The sequence below is a fragment of the Candidatus Zixiibacteriota bacterium genome (genome assembly GCA_014728145.1).
Lineage (GTDB): Bacteria > Zixibacteria > MSB-5A5 > JAABVY01 > JAABVY01 > WJMC01.
Window position 1 is genome coordinate 1 of the sequence record WJMC01000219.1, and the last position, 3,991, is coordinate 3,991.

The window sequence follows — 3,991 nt, forward strand, 5'->3', positions numbered from 1 at the left end:
CAGGTTACAGGACAACCCGATCCGGACATGGTTTTCAGTCAGGATATCGGCCTGACCGAAATTTGAAAACGCTATCGCCACAGCCAGGCGATTATAGCTGTAGGATGAGGAAATCCACAACTGATCCAGTTCATTCAGATTATAGGGTCTGCTGAATGAAAACGATACCGACGGCTTCTCGATATATGACAGAAGCGCCGGGTTTTTGTAAATCACCTGCGCCGACAGGTACCTGCTGACCGAGGTCTGCCCCATCGCCTGCTGAACCGGCGAGCAAGCACTCATGTGCGATCCCGAGATAAACGAAATCACGATTACAGACAACAGTATGACAAAATGTCTGATCATCATCTTTTAGCCACCCCGAAAACCAGTTTTTTCGAGCCGGAACAGTAGCCTTCAACTTCGGCCAGGAGTATATACATACCGACCGCCAGGTAATTGCCGTAAGTGTCACGGCCATCATAGGAGTATTCTCCAGAGGTCAGGGATCGACTGTCATAGATTTTCATTACCTCCCTGCCATCGAGGTCGAATACTGTCAATGTCAGCTCACATTCACGAGGCAGTTCAACAGTGAATTCAAGACGGTCGTCGGGGCATCCGCATCCCGGGGAGAAAACCTTATTGCGAAGCGAAATATCGAAGTCTGAGCTGAAACCGTAGACGACTGAATTGATCATTCCCGGTGTCGAGCCGGTCGAGTCGAGCGAGGCATGCCAGTTCGTGCTGTCGTAGCCGGCATCGATTGGATCGATACGTTCCCAGGAGATATTGCTGTCATTGCCCGCTTGATAGGTCACGGAATCAACTGTCTGCTCCGAGAAATCGATCAGCAGGATCTGATCACCGCCGTTGTTGAGCTGACGCCAGCTCTCGAGCTGATACAGTTCGCCATCGAAATCAGGATAATAAGAGCGAAAAGAGAGTTCGTCCTGACAAATCACGAGATATTGGTCGTTTTCAATAACAACATCGGGCAAATCGACACAAGCGACCAGATCGCAGACTTTCCACCCGTAGATATCCACGGCAATATCGGAAGCATTGTACAATTCAATCCACTCCGACTCGAGGGGATCATCCGGATCAGCCAAAAACTCATTGACCACCACCTGCGCCGGCAGATCTGTCATCAGAGTCAGCAAAAATATAAGGAAAGCTGTGAAAGTTGCCTTAATCATGATATAAATTCAAGAGTCAATTTTATTCTGCCCGAATCGATCAGATTGTAAGTTTTTCCCTCGCGCGTGTCAAGCGTGGCTTTCAAAAAGATATTCGAGCTGAGAGACAATTCTTCACCCAGGTAAATCAGCCAGTAACCGGCCTCACCGTCGGTCAGGTCAGAATCTATTCGGCTGAGCTTCATTGAGGTGTTTACAGATTTCGACAGGCGCCACCTGAGACTTGTTTCGACGCGCACGAAATCTCGCCTTCCGTATTCGTAAAACACCCGCTTGAACTCAGTCCCGACCCGGAAATAAACTTTACCATATTCACGCCAGATCAGGTCACAGCGGTAGTGGTCGCGCCGTCCATAGTTTTCGGAAAGGTTGTCATCACCCCACAGGTATGTCATCCTGAGGTCCAAAAATCTGCTGAATTGATACTGGATCAGCCAGCGTCCCCGCAGTTTTTCTTCTTTGCCGCCATCGCGCCAGAAATTGATATCTGTGCTTAATCGAGTAGCAGGTGACAGCTCAAGCGAATTGTTCAACAGCCATCCGTATTCTCCATTCTGGCGACTGCGGTATTCGATTTCGGTATCTTCAATACTGACCGAACGATAATCTGAGTTGGCCCTGCCGGCACCATAGGGATTGATATATCCTGCCGGGTAATTCCATACGGTCAGACGAAACCTGCCCCTGGAATAACTGCGACTGAGCTGCATATAATAGGCGAAGTAATCGCTTTGGTATTCGCTGATTTCGGCCTGGAACTGGTATGGATTGAATCTAAAATCGCCGTATATTCCAGCCACTAAATCATCATATTCGCTGTTGTTTTGCTCGTTTTTCAAATGATGGTAATTGCCGATCAGGCCGATTCTATTGCACTTGAAGTTATAGGCCAGTTTTATTGCGGCCAGACTGCCATTTTGGTCAGGAGTTCGGTCGTGAGACAGGATTAAGGCCGATGAAACAGCATCACTTTTAAATGACAGCTGAAGCCCGTTAAATCTGCCCAGTCGCGGATACAGTATTGACCGGTAAACGCGGTTGTTATCCTTGTCGAGAAAACGGCTGTGATATCCCACAGTGATCCCCTGGCCCCAGCGGGGATAGAAGTTGCCGAGGTCAACTGCAAATGATCCTTTTAAAAAGCTGATCCTGCGCTTGCGAAAATAGAGGTCGCGCTGAGCGTCGCTTCGTTCCATCTGAAAATCATATTCAACAGATTTATCGTAGTTTCCGGTGAGATAGATATACTCGCGGCTAAAGCGATTCCGGTCAAAATCCTGGTAGTAGCGGTAACTAAACTGCATGCTCAGGCGATCGAACAATTGAGGCTTTTGAGTGCGCATTTCAAACTCATGAATCAAGCTGTCAAGAGCGACCGCATCCAGCCCGGAAAGGTCTTCCACCGAACGCACTATTTCATTTAAAGCCAGGCTGTCGAAATATTGGGGCAGGCTGAAGAGTTCGTCGAAAAGCAGGTATTTGTCGAGATCTATTTGACCGCTTTCAAACAGGTACTGAAGCTCGCTTTCGGAATCCAGCCAGTAAGTATTGATTAATGAAGCAAATATTTGGGAAGGGAGAAACAGTATAACAACAAACAGCAGAATTCGCATGATTACCTGAGATCATATTCTTTGAGTTTGCGATAGAGGGTGCGTTCGCCTATACCCAAAAGCTCGGCTGCTTTTTTTCGCTGACCGTTGGAGGCCTGAAGAGCTTTTTTGATCATCTCCTTTTCGACCTGGCGCAGATTTTTCACATCGGAATATTCTTCATGACCGGACGGTTCTCCGGAGACATAGATCTCGCCTGTATCCGTCGATACTGGCACACCACGTTCGAGCAAAATCTTCTTCATCTCAGCGATCTCCCGTGCCAGGTTCAAAAGCGCGCGATAAATCAGCTCGAAATCCGCCTGCTCGGAGGTTTTGCCGGTGGCAACCGGAAGTGAGCGGTTGGCGGCTGTCGATTTACGAATAAATTCCTCGACATCCCCGGCCTTGATCTGATGATCACGAGAGAGGTAAGCGGATGACTGGATAAAGTTCTTTAACTCACGTACATTGCCAGGCCAACTGTAGCGGAGCATATAGCTGACAGCCTCGGGCAGGATTTCGAACTCCCCGATCTCGGAATCAAGCTGTGACAAAAAATATTTCGCCAGCGGGTAAATATCCTCGGGCCGGTTGCGCAACGGTTCAGTGACCATCTGGATCACGGACAGGCGGTAGTACAGGTCGGCCCGGAATTTGCCTTCCTGCACAAGATCAGGAAGATTGCGGTTGGTAGCGCAGACTATCCGGACCTCGGCATTGAGCTGCTGGTTTCCCCCCACCCGGTAGAATGTCTTCTGCTCCAGCACATGGAGAAGCCTGGCCTGCAGGTCGAGCTTGAATTCGCCGATTTCATCCAAAAATATCGTCCCGCCCGCGGCGGTCTCAAAGTAGCCGGCATGGCGACGGTCTGCTCCGGTGAAAGCCCCCTTCTCATGTCCAAACAGTTCACTTTGCAGAAGCGATTCGGAAATTGCGGCACAGTTGACCGAGACATAGGGCTTGTCCCGGCGATGAGAATTATTATGTATCGCGCGCGCCAGAAGCTCTTTGCCGGTCCCCGACTCACCGCTGATTAAAACAGTGGCATCGGTCGGCGAAACCTGTCTCAAAATCGAAGCCTGGTACTTGAGATGGCTGGAGCGCCCGATGACACCGGCGCTGTTCAATAACTGCCGGTAGTCAGCCATTTCCTGAATCTGCTGGCGGAGATCACGGACCGAATACGACGGCGAGAATGTACCTGACAGTTCC

At 49.6% G+C, this 3,991-nt stretch carries 4 protein-coding genes; all 4 read right to left on the reverse strand.

The genetic code is table 11. The features are described from left to right. Positions 1–351: hypothetical protein (locus GF404_12495; GenBank protein MBD3383000.1), on the reverse strand; the 351-nt coding region annotated here is incomplete at its 3' end. Then, entirely contained in the window at positions 348–1,184 is an 837-nt protein-coding gene (locus tag GF404_12500; protein MBD3383001.1) for a hypothetical protein, read from the reverse strand. The genes GF404_12495 and GF404_12500, both read right to left, overlap by 4 nt. Next, entirely contained in the window at positions 1,181–2,797 is a 1,617-nt protein-coding gene (locus GF404_12505; protein ID MBD3383002.1) for a hypothetical protein, read from the reverse strand. The genes GF404_12500 and GF404_12505 overlap by 4 nt, the downstream gene beginning before the upstream one ends. Positions 2,798–2,799: 2 nt before the next feature. Beyond that, positions 2,800–3,991 (reverse strand): AAA family ATPase (locus GF404_12510; protein MBD3383003.1); only part of this gene is annotated, 1,192 nt, incomplete at its 5' end.